Source organism: Streptomyces sp. NRRL F-5126 (assembly GCF_000721265.1).
Lineage (GTDB): Bacteria > Actinomycetota > Actinomycetes > Streptomycetales > Streptomycetaceae > Streptomyces.
Map to the genome: position 1 here is coordinate 283,700 of NZ_JOFZ01000011.1, position 15,283 is coordinate 298,982.

The window sequence follows — 15,283 nt, forward strand, 5'->3', positions numbered from 1 at the left end:
CCGGCGCGCCTTACGCTTGTGCGGGCCGTATGTTCGGCCCACCCCCCGCCCGCCCACTCCGGAACGCGAGATTCATGACCGGCACCGGCTCCGATGATGTCCTGCTTGTCCACGGCGGCACCCCGCTGGAGGGCGAGATACGCGTACGCGGCGCGAAGAACCTCGTGCCCAAGGCGATGGTCGCCGCCCTGCTCGGCGCCGCGCCGAGCAGGCTGCGCAACGTGCCGGACATCCGTGACGTGCGCGTGGTGCGCGGACTGCTGCAACTGCACGGGGTGACCGTGCGGCCCGGCGAGGAGCCGGGCGAGCTCGTGCTCGACCCGACGCACGTGGAGAGCGCCAACGTCGCGGACATCGACGCGCACGCCGGTTCCTCGCGCATCCCGATCCTGTTCTGCGGCCCGCTGCTGCACCGGCTCGGCCACGCCTTCATACCGGGGCTCGGCGGCTGCGACATCGGGGGCAGGCCGATCGACTTCCACTTCGACGTGCTGCGCCAGTTCGGCGCGACGATCGACAAGCGGGCCGACGGCCAGTACCTGGAGGCGCCCCAGCGGCTGCGCGGTACGAAGATACGGCTGCCGTACCCGTCGGTGGGCGCCACCGAGCAGGTGCTGCTGACGGCGGTGCTCGCCGAGGGTGTCACCGAGCTGTCGAACGCGGCGGTGGAGCCCGAGATCGAGGACCTCATCTGCGTGCTGCAGAAGATGGGTGCCATCATCGCGATGGACACCGACAGGACGATCAGGATCACCGGCGTGGACAGCCTGGGCGGCTACAACCACCAGGCGCTTCCCGACCGCCTGGAGGCGGCGTCCTGGGCGTCGGCGGCGCTCGCCACGGAGGGCGACATCTACGTGCGGGGCGCGCAGCAGCGCTCGATGATGACGTTCCTCAACACGTTCCGCAAGGTCGGCGGCGCCTTCGAGATCGACGACGCGGGCATCAGGTTCTGGCACCCGGGCGGCTCGCTGAAGTCGATCGCGCTGGAGACGGACGTGCACCCGGGCTTCCAGACGGACTGGCAGCAGCCGCTGGTGGTGGCGCTGACGCAGGCATCAGGGCTGTCGATCGTGCACGAGACGGTCTACGAGTCGCGGCTCGGCTTCACGTCGGCGCTTGGACAGATGGGCGCGCACATCCAGCTCTACCGCGAGTGCCTCGGCGGCTCGCACTGCCGCTTCGGCCAGCGCAACTTCCTGCACTCCGCGGTCGTGTCGGGGCCGACCCGGCTGCAGGGGTCCGACCTGGTCATCCCCGATCTGCGCGGCGGCTTCTCGTACCTGATCGCGGCGCTCGCGGCGCAGGGCACGTCGCGCGTGCACGGCATCGATCTGATCAACCGCGGCTACGAGAACTTCATGGACAAGCTCGCGGAGCTGGGCGCGAAGGTGGAGCTGCCTGGCGGCCCGCTGAGCTGACGGCGGCAGCAGCCCGGGCCGCCGGCCCGGGCGACGACACAGGCGGCCTCCGACGTTGCGGAGGCCGCCTGTGTCTTGCCGTATCGCCGTCCTGCGGGGCAGGACCGTCGCGAGGACTACTTGCCCTTGGCGGCTTCCTTGAGCTTGGAGCCCGCGGAGACCTTCACGCTGTAGCCGGCCGGGATCTGGATCGGGTCGCCGGTCTGCGGGTTGCGCGCGGTACGAGCGGCACGGTGCGTGCGCTCGAAGGTCAGGAAGCCGGGGATGGTGACCTTCTCGTCACCCTTGGCGACGATCTCGCCGACGGTCTCGGCGAAAGCCGCCAGAACGGCGTCGGCGTCCTTGCGGGTCACCTCGGCACGGTCGGCCAGGGCGGCCACCAGCTCACTGCGGTTCATGTTCTTACTCCCGTGTTCTTCTTGCCTGTGAGGCGTGAGATCGAAGCCGATGCTGCCAGGGCCCTCGGACACTCCCCGGACCCGGGCCTTCTTTCGAGAACCCTCGCGCCCCGTGGGGGTGTCCCCGAAACGTCGTCCCAGGGAGTATCAGGTCTCCCCAGGACCGAGTCCCTGTGACTGCATCCTGCCCCCACCAGCGGCGGGAAAGCCAATCCGATACCCCCGCCGTCACACGGAAAGCCGCCCATGGGGCGGCGGGGGGTCATGGTCCGCCACCCTAGACGGGGCAACCTGCACGCCCGACGCGCGACGCGCCGGGCGTACGGGCCGCGTGGGGCCTGTTTCAGGCCTGAGTGGCGTCCGTGGAGGTGTCCACTGTCACACCGGCGGCCTTCGCCGCGTCGCGGACCGCGCCGGCGACGGCGCCCGCGACCTTGTCGTTGAAGACCGACGGCACGATGTAGTTCGGGTTGAGTTCACTCTCGGTGACGACATCGGCGAGCGCGGCGGCCGCGGCGAGCATCATCTCCGTGTTGACGGTGCGCGACTGCGCGTCGAGCAGGCCGCGGAAGACGCCGGGGAAGACCAGCACGTTGTTGATCTGGTTGGGGAAGTCGGAGCGGCCCGTGGCCACCACGGCGGCCGTCTCGCGGGCGATCGCCGGGTCCACCTCGGGGTCCGGGTTCGCGAGCGCGAAGACGATCGCGCCGTCCGCCATGCCGGCCACGTCGGAGCCGTCCAGCACGTTCGGGGCCGAGACCCCGATGAAGACGTCCGCGCCCGCCACGGCCTCCTTGAGGGTGCCGGTGACGCGCTCGGGGTTGGTGTTGTCGGCGACCCAGCGCAGCGGGGACTCGGGGGCCGCGTCGACGAGGTCCTCGCGTCCCGCGTGCACGACGCCGTGGATGTCCGCGACGACCGCGTGCCTGACGCCCGCCTCCATGAGGAGCTTGAGGATGGCGGTGCCGGCGGCGCCCGCACCCGACATCACCACGCGGACGTCCTCGAACTTCTTGTTGACGACACGCAGCGCGTTGGTGAGCGCGGCGACGACGACGATCGCGGTGCCGTGCTGGTCGTCGTGGAAGACCGGGATGTCGAGGGCCTCGCGCAGCCGGGCCTCGATCTCGAAGCAGCGGGGCGCGGAGATGTCCTCCAGGTTGATGCCGGCGAAGCCGGGCGCGATGGCCTTGACGACCTCGACGATGGCGTCGCTGTCCTGCGTGTCGAGGCACAGCGGCCAGGCGTCGATGCCGGCGAACCGCTTGAACAGGGCCGCCTTGCCCTCCATCACGGGGAGCGCGGCCTTGGGGCCGATGTTGCCGAGGCCGAGGACGGCGGAGCCGTCGGTGACGACTGCCACGGTGTTGCGCTTGATGGTCAGGCGGCGCGCGTCGTCGGGGTTCTGCGCGATGGCCATGGAGACGCGTGCCACACCCGGCGTGTAGACCATGGAGAGGTCGTCGCGGTTGCGGATGGGGTGCTTGGACTGCATCTCGATCTTGCCGCCGAGGTGCATGAGGAACGTACGGTCGGACACCTTGCCGATGGCGACGCCCTCGATGCCGCGGAGCTTGCCGACGATCTCGTCCGCGTGCGCGGTGGAGCTGGCGGCGATCGTGACGTCGATCCTGAGCTTCTCGTGGCCCGACGCGGTCACGTCGAGGCCCGTCACGGACCCGCCGGACGCCTCCACCGCCGTCGTGAGCTGCGAGACCGCCGTGCCACTGGCCGGGACCTCAAGACGGACCGTCATCGAGTACGAGACGCTAGGCGCCGTTGCCATGGCGGGTTCCTCTGCTTTCACTGAGCCGCTGTGCCCTTCCGCCGGGGGACACCGGGCGGAATCCTTCAGATGGTCGCACCTACCACTCGGTAACGGCTAAAGCCGACCCTTTCGGAAAGACACTTCCATCATGCGGAGCGTAACAGTGGGGGGAGGACGGGGATGAGCCGGTGGCGGCAAAAGCGGCGGGCCCCCACCGCTTCACGGTGAGGGCCCGTCCTACGTTCAGCGACACCGACCCGCCATGCTCGCCTCGCGGCAAGTGGTCGCTCGAAGCGACTATGGTTGGGCCCGGGGGCTTGGATCGGGCCGGTGCCGTATACAGGCTAACAAACCACCCCCGCCCAGTCTTCCCCCGAGACGCGCCCTGTTGGGACTTTTCCGCCGGGACTCTTCCGCTGAGGCTTTCCGCTGGGGCTTCCCGCTGGGGGTTTTCCGTTCGGGCCTGTCCGCATCAGTCGCGCAGCAGGTCGGGGACCCCCTGGTCGTCGGGAGCGTCCCGGTGCGTCGAGACGACCGTCAGCTGCCGCGTCGCGCGGGTCAGCGCCACGTACAGCACCCGCAGGCCGACCGAGGCCGGTGAGGCGTCCGCGATCTCCGCCGGCGACACCAGCACCGTCGCGTCGTACTCGAGTCCCTTCGCCTCCAGGCTGCCGAGCGCCACGACCCGCTCGCCGAGGCCCGCGACCCACTCGGCGGCCTGTTCGCGCCGGTCCATCGACGCGACCACGCCCACTGTCCCGTCGACGCTGTCCAGCAGCAGCCGGGTCTCCTCGCGCACGGCCTGTGCGAGCGCCTCGTCGGACGGGCCCCGCACCGCGCGGAACCGCGGCCGCACGCCCGTCGAGCGGACGGCGGCGGGCGCCTCGGCGCCGGGCAGCGCGAGCGCGAGCACCTTCGCCGCGAGTTCCGCGATCTCGGCCGGGTTGCGGTAGTTGACGGTCAGCGTGAAGCGGCGGCGCGGCCTGCGGCCCAGCGCCTCCTCGCGCGCGGCGGCCGCCTCCTCCTGGTCGGGCCAGGAGGACTGGGCGGGATCGCCCACGACCGTCCAGGTCGCCGCCCTGCCCCTGCGGCCGACCATCCGCCACTGCATGGGCGTGAGGTCCTGCGCCTCGTCCACGATGACGTGCGCGTACTCGGTGCGCTCGGCCGCCAGCCGCTCCGCGCGCTCGCGCTGGGTCTCCTCGCGCTGCGGCATGAGCTCTTCGAGGCCGGTGAGCGCGTCGAGCGGGTCGAGTTCCCTGTGCTGCCTGCGCGGCCTCGGCGGCGTGCCGAGCAGCGCGTCGAGCTCGTCGAGCAGCGCAACGTCGTGGACGGAGAGCGGTCCCGTGCCGTCAGGACCCACGCGGCGCAGGGAGCGGGCGAGGCGGCGGGCCTCGCCCGGCGTGAGGATGCGGCGCGCCCAGCGGGCCAGCCGCCGCTCGTCGGCCATCGCCGCCAGCACGGCGCGGGGCGTGAGCTCGGGCCACCACGCGTCGAGGAACGCGGCGAACGCGTCCTCGGACGAAACGTCCTCGTCGAAGCCCGAGCGCAGCTCGGCGGCGAGTTCCGCGTCGCCGCGCGAGACGTACTCGTCGGCGCGCGAGGCCGCGCCCGACTGCGCCCACAGCGCGTCGAGCAGCAGCCTGCGGGCGCGCGGGCGCAGCAGGTTGACGGGTGCGGTGCCGCCGAGCACGGCCTGCCTGACGCGGTGCAGCGCGTCCGCGTCCAGCTCAAGGCGGCGGCCGAACGCGACGACGCGCAGCAGGTCCGTGCGGACCCTGGGGCCCGTGTCGTCGGCGGCCTCATCGGCGGCAGCCGCCGCGTCGTCGAGCGTGGGCCGGCCGGGCACGTCCTGCCCGCCGCGCCCGCCCGGCGCCGGTTCGAGCGCGCCGCGCGCGGCCCTGCGCAGCAGCCGCGGCATGCGCGCGGAGCCCTTGACGCGCGCGACGGCGGGGTCGTCGTACGCGGTGGCCTCCGCGCCCTCGGCGAGCGAGCCGAGCGCGCGGATCGCGACCTGGCCCTCCTCGCCGAGCGACGGCAGCACGCCCTCGGTGTACGCGACGAGCAGCGGCGTGGGCGAGACGACGAGGATGCCGCCCGCGTAGCGCCGCCTGTCCTGGTAGAGCAGGTAGGCGGCGCGGTGCAGCGCCACGGCGGTCTTGCCGGTGCCGGGACCGCCCGACACCTCGGTGACGGACGCGGCGGGCGCCCTGATCACCATGTCCTGCTCGGCCTGGATGGAGGAGACGATGTCGCGCATGGTGTGGCCGCGCGCCTGCCCGAGCGCGGCCATCAGCGCGCCGTCCCCGATGACGGGCAGCGGCTTGCCGTCCAGCGTGGCGGTCAGCTCGGGCCGCATCAGGTCGTCCTCGACGCCCAGTACGCGGCGGCCCTTGGAGCGGATCACGCGGCGGCGCACCACCCGGCCCGGGTCGACGGGCGTCGCACGGTAGAAGGGGGCGGCGGCCGGCGCGCGCCAGTCGATGACGAGCGGCGCGTACTCGGCGTCCAGCACGCCGATCCTGCCGATGTGCAGGGTCTCGGCGATGCGCGCGGTGCCGTCGGGCTCCACGGCGCCGTCCGCCGGCTCGACCGAGGTGTACGCGCCGTCGGGGCCCTTCGCACCGTCCTTGCCCGCGAGCAGGTCGACGCGGCCGAAGAGGAAGTCCTCGAACTCGTTGTTCAGCCGCGTCAGGTGCACCCCCGCCCTGAAGACCTGCGCGTCCCGCTCGGCGAGCGCGCCCGGCGTGCCCACGTGGCCGCGCCTGGCCGCGTCGGCCATCAGGAACTCGGCTTCGTGGATCTTCTCCTCAAGACGGCGGTAGACGCGGTCGAGATGGTCCTGCTCGCTCTCGATCTCACCGGCGCGCGCGGAGTCCTGCCCCGAGCCGGGCCCTGCGGCACCCGGCTCGGGTCCTGACCGCCCCGCGGCTCCGGCGGAATCGACAGCGGCATCCTGCGCGGCCACCCGGGCCCCCTTCGTGACGTGCGACGAGAGCCGTCAACCGTACGCGAAAGCGGACGCCGGTGTCAGTCAGGGACGCGCACGAGCCGCTTCCCGTCGAGCGTCGTCACATCGAAGTGGTCGATGTCCCCGGGGCGCAGGGCCGCACCGCCGAGCACGTACAGGGGCTGCCGGGCGCCGCCGGTCCCCGCGGGCGCGCCGTAGCCGGACGCGGGGACCGCCCAGGACGAGACGACCTGCCGGTCGCCCGACCTGGACACGGCCACGAGGTGGCAGCTGAGCGGGCCCTTGACGTTCTTCAGCTCGACCATGGCGCTGGTGCCCCACGGCTCGGGCCGCAGCGCGACGGTCGCGCTGACGTCGGTGGCGGGGTCGGTGGCGGCGTGCTTGGTCTCCATCGACTCGAAGACCGCCTTCAGGTCGGCGTCGTCCGTGTGTGATCGGTCCCTCCCGGCGGTGGCCGGGGCGCCGTCCTGCGCGGTGGCGATGAGCGCGGCGGCCGGGCCCCCGGCGATCAGCACGACGGCGACCGCCGCCAGGTAGTAACCGCGCCGCCTGCGCCCGGCGCGCCGCGCCGCCACCTCGTCGACCAGCCGGTCGAGCAGGTACGGCTCCGGACGGACGGATGCGCGGGGTGCCTCGTCCGGCGGCCCGCCGCGAGCGGATGCGTCGGCACCGCGCCCAGGACGGGCGGCGCTTACCGCCCGAGCATGGCCGTGCCCTGCGGGGCCGTGGCCCTGCTCCGCACCGTCTTCACGCGGCGGGCCGCCGGGCGCGGCGCCGTCTGCCCGGTCGGGCAGGCCTTCGGGCGCCGCCGGTCCCACGCCTCCCCCGCCCGCACCGGGTGCGCGGCGGTCATCGGGCTCGTCCGGGCCTGCCGGTTCGTCCGCGAGCAGTGCCAGCACCGGCTCCATCCCGGCGAGCTCCTCCAGGCGGTCCGCGCACAACGGGCAGCCCGCCAGGTGCTCCTCGAAGGCGGCGGCGCCTTCCGCGTCGAGGATCCCGAGGGCGTAGGCGCCCACGGCCTCGTGCGCCTCGTACGCCTCGTGCGCCTCGTGCGCCTCGTACGCCGAACCGTCATCGCGCCCGTCCGCGTGCGCGCCGCGGCCACCGTGCGCCGTCATGCCGAGACCCCCCTCTCCTCAAGCGCCAGCTTCATGGACCGCAGCGCGTAGAACACCCGCGAACGCACGGTCCCGCTGGGAATGCCGAGCCTCTCGGCCGCCTCACCCACCGTCCGCCCCTTGAAGTACGTCTCGACCAGTACCTCACGGTGAGCGGGCGTCAGGGCGTCCAGGGCGTCCGAGAGCGTCATCAGCCGGAGCGCCTTGTCGATCTCGTCGTCCGCCGCCATCACCTCGAGCGGTGCCGGATCGACCTCCTGCGGCCTGGCCTGCCGGCTCCTGTGCCCGTCGATGACGATCCGGCGTGCGACCGTGACCAGCCACGGGCGCACGGATCCCGTCGCGCCGCCCAGCCGGCCGGCGTTCTTCCAGGCGCGGATGAGCGTCTCCTGCACGACGTCCTCGGCGCGCTGCCGGTCGCCCGCGACCAGGCGCAGCACGTAGGCGAGCAGCGGACCCGCATGCTCCCGGTAGAGGGCGCGCACGAGTTCCTCGTCCGGTGCGGTCAGCGCGCGCCGGCCGCGCCCGGTGCGCGGAGGGTCGCCGCGGCGCCTGTCCCGCCTCGGAGGGTCGTCGGCCACGGCGGCATCCTCGCGCACGCGTACCTCCCGGTCGAGTCCTCCTCGGCTGCCCACACCGTTCAGTACGGACGCGGGCGGCGCCGTGCTCACCGACGAGCGGAAAACGCGGGTGATCCGTCACACAGCGGGCGGCCGTGCCGGCAGTTCGTCGCAGAGCAGCTGGACGAGCGGCCCGAGCCTGGCCCGCTCGGGTTCGCGCGTCGCCACCCCGCGCTCGCGCAGCGGCGCCGCCGTGACGGAGCCGACGCACGCGGCGAGCACGTCCCGGCCCAGCGCGCCGAGCAGCCCTTCGAGCGCGCCGCGCTCCGCCGCCCTGGCGAGCAGGGACGTGGCGGCGGGCGCGCTGGTGAACGTGACGGCGGCCAGTTCGCGGGCGACGGCACGCTCGATGAGGTCGTCGAGCGGTACGGGGTCGAGCGGCGGCAGCCACCGGTAGACGGGGACGGCGACGACGTCGGCGCCCGCCTCGGCCAGCGCCTCGCGGAACCCCGCCATGGACTCGCCGTGCAGTTGCAGTGCGACGCGGCGGCCGTCGACGCCCTCGGCGACGAGGCGGTCGACCACCTCGGCCAGCGACTCGGAGGCGGGCGCCCACTCCTCCCTGAGCCCGGCGGCGCGGACCGCGCCCGTCACCTTCGGCCCGCGCGCGTAGAGCCGGGCGCCGCGCAGCCGCTCCAGCAGCGCACCGCCCTCACCCCAGCCCTCCGCGGCCTCGAGCCAGCCGCGGAAGCCCACCGCGGTGGTGGCGACGACGGTGTCGGGCGGGGCATCGAGCAGCGCGCGGGTGGCGGCGCGAAGCTCGGTGTCGTCGGCGAGCGGCACGGTCCGCATGGCGGGCGCGAGCACGACGCGGGCGCCGCGGCGCCGCAGCAGCGCCGCCTGCTCGTCGGCGCGCCGCGCCGCGGTGACGCCGACGGTGAACCCCGCCAGGGGCGCGTCACGCTCCGCCATGCCGTACCTCTTCCCGTCGCGTCGTGCACGTACTACCAGCCCGTTCAGCCCGTTCGGGCCGTTCCGCGTCCCATTCTGCGCGTGCGTCCGTCCGGCCACAGACGCGGCCGGCGTTTCGCCGCCAGGTCCTCGAACCACCCGAGCAGCACGATCGCCGCCGCGAGCAGTGGCCACACCAGCACCAGCGAGAGCACCGAGTAGGACGCGTCGAGTTCGCTGCCGAACCGGTCGATCCCCGGGATGTTCCACGCCTGGTCGATGATCGGGAAGGTGACCATGATCAGGAGGTTGTGCCACAGGTAGATCGTCACGGCCCGGTTGTTGGCCAGGGTGATCAACGGGTCGAACCTGGCCAGCCGGTCGGGAAGGCGCTTCCACGACGGCGAGACCTGGAGCAGGATCGTCACGAACCCGAGCGACCACAGCGCCTGGCCGAGCGGTATCTCGTCGAGGTTCCACCCCTCCGACGTCAGGTGCCCCGACGCCCACCACAGGCCGGCCGCCATCATGAACGACGCGCACGAGACGGTGAGGTAGCGCGGGATCCCGCGGAACAGGCCGTCGTGGTGGGCGAACCCGAGCACCCAGCACGCGCCGTACGTGGCGAAGTCCGTCACGGCCTCGCCGGTCTCGCCCGGGATCGTCACGATCCCCGTCGAGCACACCGCGCACAGCACGAGCGGCAGGGCGAGCGCCGCCCACGGCGCCCTGCGGAACAGCCTGAGCAGCAGCGGTGACGCCAGCACGAACCACAGGTAGGCGCGGATGTACCAGAGCGGACCCGCCGCCTGGTCGGCCCAGCTGGAGTCCAGCCAGCCCCACGGGTGCGCGGCCGGGTCCGGGTACGGCGGAGCGCCGACGGGGACGATCCAGTTGAGCACGGAGACGATGCCGGTGATCCCGCCGCCGTGCCGCGACGGGTGCCAGCCCGCGTACAGCAGGGTCCCCACGACGAACAGCCCGAAGACCCACATCGGCGGCAGCAGGCGCCGCACCCGGCCCTTGATGACGCGGGTCGCGCCGCGCTGCGACAGCGACCTGGCCATCAGCGACCCGGCGAGGGCGAACATGACGCCCATGGAGGGGAAGACGATCGTCAGCCACGTCCAGCTGAAGATGTGGAAGACGACGACGCGCACCAGCGCGATGGCGCGCAGCGTGTCGAGGTAGCGGTCCCTGCCACCGCCGGCGGAAGCCGTGCCCGGGGCGGTCTCCGCGGGTGGCTGTAGCGCGGGCTGTGTCGCGACGGGCCCACCGCTCCCCGCGCGGTGGCGCGCCGGCCCCGGCAGCCGCGGTGTGCCCGCGTACGGGGTGCTCATGCGACCGGTCTCCTGTCTTCGGCGCGGTCACGCCGCGCGGTCACGGCGGGCGCGGACGCCACGACGCCCGAGCGGCGCAGCTTCTGCCAGCGCAGCCGGCCGCCGGTCAGCGCGGTGACCCAGGACTGCACGAGCACCACGTACATCAGCACCCGGTAGAGGAGCTGCTGCAGCGGCAGCGCGATGAGGTGCCGCATCGGCTCCCGGTCGAGCCGGAACGCGTAGACGGCGCAGACCAGCTGGATGGCGAGCAGCGAGAGCCAGCTCGCGACGGTCTTCCCGGTGGGCCCGAAGACCAGCCCGTAGAGGAGGAACAGGTCGATCAGCGGCGCGAGGAGCGGCGCGACCACCATGAACGCGGCGACGAACGGGAGCCCGACGCGGCCGAACCGCCCGGAGGGGCCGCGTTCGACGACCGCCCTGCGGTGCTTCCACATCGCCTGCATCGTGCCGTAGCACCAGCGGTAGCGCTGCGACCACAACTGCCGCACGCTGTCCGGCGCCTCGGTCCAGGCACGGGCCTCCGGCGCGTACACCACCTGCCAGCCCTTGCGGTGGACGGCCATGGTGATGTCGGTGTCCTCGGCGAGCGTGTCGTCGCTCATCCCGCCGACCTGCCGCAGCGTCTCCATGCGGAACGCACCGCAGGCGCCCGGGATGGTGGGCATGCAGCGCAGCAGGTCGTACATGCGGCGGTCGAGGCCGAATCCCATCACGTACTCGATGTGCTGCCACGCCCCGATGAGCGAGTCCCGGTTGCCCACCTTGGCGTTGCCGGAGACGGCGCCGACGGCGGGATCGGCGAACGGCCGCACCAGCTCACCCACCGTGGACGGTTCGAAGACGGTGTCGCCGTCCATCATCACGACGATGCCGTACCCGGCGTGCCGGATGCCGTTGTTCAGCGCGGCGGGCTTGCCCGCGTTGTGCTGCCTGATGACGCGGACGTTCGGCAGCCGCAGCCCCTCGACGATGTCGGCGGTGCCGTCGGTGGAACCGTCGTCGATGACGATGACCTCGATGGGGTGCTCGCTGCCCCCGAGGGAACGCACGGTGTTCGCGATGCACTTGCTCTCGTTGTACGCGGGCACGAGCACCGTCGCCGGCTCCGCGAGGGGCGGTGGCGCGCCGCCGCCGCGCTCGCGCCTGCGGGTGCGGCGCGCGTGGACGAAGGCGAGGACGAGCATCAGCGCGAACCGGCCGACGACGAGCACGCCGACGAACGCGATGCAGCCGATCAGGCCCTTCGTCACGTTGTCCGAGACGGTGACGGCCGCGACGAACGCCTTGCCCTTCAGCTTCTCCGTGCCGCGCACGGGTGTCTGGGCGCTGGGCGCGCCGAGGGCCTGCGTGACCGTCTTGAACCGGTAGCCCCTGGACCGCATCAGGTCGATGTAGCGGGGCAGTGCCTTGAGCGTCTCGCTGCGGTCGCCGCCGAAGTCGTGCATCAGCACGACGGCTCCCTTGCCGTGCCTGGGCGTGGCGTTGTCGATGATCTTTTCGACACCGGGCAGCTGCCAGTCCTCGCTGTCGACGGTGTCGAACACGCCGATGTAGCCGAGGCTGCCGACGTACCGCATGACCGGCCAGGACTTGTTGTCGAGTGCGTCGGCGAACGACGAGTACGGCGGCCGGAAGAGTGCGGTTCTGATGCCCGCGGCGCCCTCGATCGCCAACTGCGTCTGGGACAGCTCGCGCTTGATGGTGGGGGCCTTGAGGTAGGAGAGGTCGGGATGGTCGAAGGTGTGGACGCCCACCTCGTTGCCCTCGGCCACCGTCCGCTTGACGATGCCGGGATTGCGGGAGGTGTTGGTGCCGGTGATGAAGAACGTGGCGTTGACGCCGTGCTTCCTCAGGATGTCGAGGATTTTCGGCGTCCACTTCGGGTCGGGACCGTCGTCGAAGGTGAGGACGATCGTCCTGTCCGGTATCCGCAGCGACTTGGCCGGTCTCGATGTGTCGCGCGCGTCGATGACGGGGCCGCCGTCGAGGATGCGCTCCGGGACGTGGCTGGTCGCGGCGGGCGGCCTGACGCGGTGGTCGGGGACGAACGAGCTGTACACGTAGCCGCGCACGAGCAGCATGCCGGCCATGACGAGGAGCAGGAGGGCGGGCAGGGCGTAGCGCATGGGCATGCGGGGTCTGCCGCGTTTCGTGCCGCGGCCGTGGGAGGCGGCCATGTCATACCGCGCTCTCTGACGGGGCCGCGCTCGGCGCGCTGCCTGCCGCGCCGCCCGCTGTGCCCGCCGCGCTGCCCGCCGCCCGGTTCGATGTCCCCGGCGGGTTCTGGGCGCCGGTCGTTCCCGTGTCCCCCGTGGTGCCGGAGCCTGTGGTGGTGCCGGTGGTGCCGGTGGTTCCGGTGCCGCCCGTGGTGGTGTCGCCGCCCGAGCCCGTGGTGGCGCCCGTGCCTCCCGATGTGCCGCCCGTGGTACCGGTCGCGCCGGTGGCGCCCCCGGCGCCGCCCGCGCCGCTCGTCGTTCCCGTGGCTCCAGAGCCTGACTGTCCGCCGGTGCTGGCGGACCCCGCGGTCCCGCTCGTCCCGCTCGTCCCGCCCGTTCCGCCCGTTCCGCCGGCACGGGTGCCGCCGGCCGTCGAGCCGCCGGTGCCTGCGGCGGCGCCGCCACCGGCCTTGCCGGTGCTTCCCGCGGCGCCGCCGGCCGTCGCGGCGGACACGCCGCCGCCGGTGCCGGTCGCGGCCGCGTCGGACGCGCCGGACGCCGGCTTGCCCGCGTGCCCGGTGGCGCCGCCGCCCGTAGCGGCCGGGACGGCCACGACGTGGCCGTTCGCGTCGGTCACCGAGGGGACGGGTCCTGGAGCGCCGGACCCGGGCGAGGCGTGCGCGCTCGCCGAGGGGTCCGTGGTGACCGTGTGCGCCGGTTTTCCCCGGTCGGCCAGGCCCGGGACGCCGGGTATGTTCAGCAGCGGCGCGGTGGATCCGCCGCCGGCGAGCGCCGCGATCAACGTGACCGCGTACGCGGCGCACAGGGCCGCGACGCCCCAGCCGACACGCCTGAGTTTCCTGCTCCTGCGGCCGCTGGCGTCGACGAAGACGGGGCCTCCACCGCCCCGTTGCCGTTCCTTTTCCGCGTCTTCTGCGCCGGCCTTTTCCAACGGTGTCGTCACGTCGGTGAGTTCATTTTTCCTGCGGCCGAGTCCGTCGATTTCGACGGTGACATCGTCCGGTTCGTGCATACGCCCGGAAAGGGCGTCTTCTCGCCAGTTCTCCACTGTTGGGCACATCCCCCACTGATGTTTCCGGGGTGCGCGCACGGCTCGCCGGAATGCCGTCGACCGGGCCCCCACCCAGCCGAGCGCCCCCTGTTCCCTGCATCCGGGCCATGAATGTAGCGCACAGTACGGTCATACGTACTTCCGCTTGCGAGATTTACCGGCGTCCGGTAGGCGCCTTTCCAGCGATCTTGACCCCGCACGGAGTGGTTCAGACCATTCCGCTTTCCCGACCTCACCCACTCTGATCAGGTGTTTTGCCTTGCCAGGGTGGCGACTGAGAGCCATACGGTATAGACACAGAGTAGAGGGAAGGTGTCCGACATCGCTGGAAAATTCGTGGATGAGTGTCACTGATCGGACGGTCGTGGCGGCGGTCGGCCGGCCGCGCGCCCCCTGCGCGCACCCCGGCACGCCCCCGATCCGCGTCCGGACATGGCGAAGGCCCCGCTGCCTGTTCGGCGGCGGGGCCTTGGCCCACATGGGAATCGTGGAGATGGCGGGAATCGAACCCGCGTCCAACGGTGCGGAATCAGGGCTTCTCCGAGCGCAGTCCACTACGATTTTCTCAGCCCCGGAGATCACGTGGACAAGTCTCCGACGGGCTCAGTCACTGTTTGGTTTCCCTACCCACCCCGTGACCGGGCGAGCAGGTTTAGTCCCCTAGCTGATGCCAGGATCCGGGTCGGGAACACCCCCGGGCTGACACTCCGCGGAGTCTTCGCTAGCTGCTAATTAGGCAGCAAGGGCGAAGGCGGAGGAATCGCGCTTGGAATTGGCGATTATTGTTTGCGACATATGGTTTACGAGATCATTGCCGCTTCCTCGGCTCGCTTCCCCTGCTTCGACAGCCGCTGTCGAAACCGATCATCCCCATGTTGATTTTTCAATCAGCCCCACACGTCCTGGCTGGGGCTGTGTCGCCCATCGTACGGGATCAACGCCGTCGCGTGCCAGCGCATTCCCCGGAACGGGCGAGTCAGCCCCGCTGGCGACGGCGCACGGCCGAGACGGCGCGGTCCGTCTCCCTGCGGTCCTGCTTCTCCCGCAGCGCCTGCCGCTTGTCGTACTCCCGCTTGCCCTTGGCCAGTGCGATCTCGACCTTCGCCCTGCCGTCCTTGAAGTACAGGGCCAGCGGAATGATCGTGTGCCCGGTCTCCTGTGCCTTGGACTCCAGCTTGTCGATCTCCATCCGGTGCATCAGCAGCTTGCGCTTGCGCCGCGCGGAGTGGTTCGTCCACGTGCCCTGGCTGTACTCCGGCACGTGCACGTTGTGCAGCCACGCCTCGTGCCCGTCGATCTGCACGAATCCGTCGACCAGGGACGCCCGCCCCAGGCGCAGCGACTTCACCTCGGTCCCCGTCAGCACGAGCCCCGACTCGTACGTGTCGAGGATCAGGTAGTCGTGCCGCGCCTTCTTGTTCTGCGCGATCAGCTTGCGCCCTTTTTCCTTAGCCATAGTCCCGCCATTTTCTCACTACGGTGCAACCCGTTTTGCCGTCCTGCTCAGGAGCCGCCCGGCCCGCCC

General features: G+C 72.2%; 10 protein-coding genes, 1 other RNA gene and 1 pseudogene. 1 reads left to right on the plus strand and 11 read right to left on the minus strand.

The window, feature by feature from the left end; translation table 11 throughout:
• Positions 1 to 74: 74 nt before the first annotated feature.
• Positions 75 to 1,421, plus strand: a complete 1,347-nt coding sequence (gene murA / locus IH48_RS0124615) for a UDP-N-acetylglucosamine 1-carboxyvinyltransferase (RefSeq protein WP_030908675.1) — start codon at positions 75 to 77, stop codon at positions 1,419 to 1,421.
• A gap of 116 nt (positions 1,422 to 1,537) precedes the next feature.
• Here murA and IH48_RS0124620 read toward each other — a convergent pair whose 3' ends face one another.
• The 11 genes and pseudogenes from IH48_RS0124620 to smpB form a co-directional block, all read right to left on the minus strand.
• Positions 1,538 to 1,819 (minus strand): HU family DNA-binding protein, encoded by a 282-nt coding sequence (locus tag IH48_RS0124620; RefSeq protein WP_007382399.1) that lies wholly within the window; start codon positions 1,817 to 1,819, stop codon positions 1,538 to 1,540.
• A gap of 343 nt (positions 1,820 to 2,162) precedes the next feature.
• Entirely contained in the window at positions 2,163 to 3,605 is a 1,443-nt protein-coding gene (locus IH48_RS0124625) for an NAD-dependent malic enzyme (protein ID WP_030908691.1), read from the minus strand.
• Positions 3,606 to 4,059: 454 nt separating this feature from the next.
• Positions 4,060 to 6,444 (minus strand): HelD family protein, encoded by a 2,385-nt coding sequence (locus IH48_RS0124630; protein WP_030908694.1) that lies wholly within the window; start codon positions 6,442 to 6,444, stop codon positions 4,060 to 4,062.
• Positions 6,445 to 6,617: 173 nt separating this feature from the next.
• A complete protein-coding gene (locus IH48_RS37515) occupies positions 6,618 to 7,676 on the minus strand; it encodes a zf-HC2 domain-containing protein (RefSeq protein ID WP_051840508.1) in 1,059 nt (352 codons plus the stop codon).
• Positions 7,673 to 8,275, minus strand: a complete 603-nt coding sequence (locus IH48_RS0124640) for a sigma-70 family RNA polymerase sigma factor (RefSeq protein ID WP_030908706.1) — start codon at positions 8,273 to 8,275, stop codon at positions 7,673 to 7,675. The genes IH48_RS37515 and IH48_RS0124640 overlap by 4 nt, the downstream gene beginning before the upstream one ends.
• 114 nt (positions 8,276 to 8,389) lie before the next feature.
• A pseudogene (locus tag IH48_RS0124645) lies at positions 8,390 to 9,208 on the minus strand (uroporphyrinogen-III synthase); the annotation flags it as partial.
• Between the two features lie 44 nt (positions 9,209 to 9,252).
• Positions 9,253 to 10,527 carry an acyltransferase family protein gene (locus IH48_RS0124650; protein ID WP_037843107.1) on the minus strand — a complete coding sequence of 425 codons (1,275 nt, stop codon included), beginning with the start codon at positions 10,525 to 10,527 and terminating at the stop codon, positions 9,253 to 9,255.
• A complete protein-coding gene (locus IH48_RS0124655; RefSeq protein ID WP_030908718.1) occupies positions 10,524 to 12,656 on the minus strand; it encodes a bifunctional polysaccharide deacetylase/glycosyltransferase family 2 protein in 2,133 nt (710 codons plus the stop codon). Before IH48_RS0124655 ends, IH48_RS0124650 begins: the two co-directional genes overlap by 4 nt.
• Positions 12,657 to 12,708: 52 nt before the next feature.
• Positions 12,709 to 13,719, minus strand: a complete 1,011-nt coding sequence (locus IH48_RS34525) for a hypothetical protein (RefSeq protein ID WP_051840510.1) — start codon at positions 13,717 to 13,719, stop codon at positions 12,709 to 12,711.
• A 524-nt stretch (positions 13,720 to 14,243) separates the two neighbouring features.
• Positions 14,244 to 14,630, minus strand: a transfer-messenger RNA (tmRNA) gene (ssrA, locus tag IH48_RS35250).
• Between the two features lie 104 nt (positions 14,631 to 14,734).
• Positions 14,735 to 15,214 (minus strand): SsrA-binding protein SmpB, encoded by a 480-nt coding sequence (gene smpB, locus IH48_RS0124665; protein WP_030908722.1) that lies wholly within the window; start codon positions 15,212 to 15,214, stop codon positions 14,735 to 14,737.
• Positions 15,215 to 15,283 lie beyond the last annotated feature (69 nt).